Below are 444 nucleotides of genomic sequence, written 5' to 3' on the forward strand. Positions count from 1 at the left end.
TGTTCGCCCTGCTGGAACCGGGCCCACCCGAGCTGTTCTTCACGCCGTGGCGCACCGACCCCCGGCCGTTGGAGGGCCTGCTGCACGGGGTGTACGCCCATCTGGGGGTGGCGGGGTTCTGGCGTCGGCAGGCGCGGGTGACGGTCGACGGTGCGGCCCGATACCGCGCCGAGGTCGAGTTCGCCCGGTGGAGCCGGGCCGCCGACGACACCGTACGGGTGCTGGCCGCGCAGCGGCGACTGACCCGGGTGGGCCGGCCCCTGGTCGACGGGATGGCCGCCGTGCTGGCCGACTGGGCGGCGGAGCCGGTCAGCCCGCCGGCCGCGCACCGAGCCAATCGGCTGCTCGCCGACCACCGAGAGCGGCGGGGCCGAACGCGCGCACCGACCGCCTGCCCACGCGTATCGCCGGGCCGCCATCACCTCCCTCCCCGTTCTTTTATAC

The 444-nt window shown here is 75.5% G+C and carries 1 protein-coding gene; it reads left to right on the top strand.

The window, feature by feature from the left end; genetic code table 11:
- A partial coding sequence (locus JMF97_RS30880; RefSeq protein ID WP_238360474.1) for an aKG-HExxH-type peptide beta-hydroxylase occupies nucleotides 1-444 on the top strand: 444 nt, incomplete at both ends.

It is taken from the genome of Micromonospora fiedleri, assembly GCF_016774385.1.
Taxonomy (GTDB): domain Bacteria; phylum Actinomycetota; class Actinomycetes; order Mycobacteriales; family Micromonosporaceae; genus Micromonospora; species Micromonospora gifhornensis.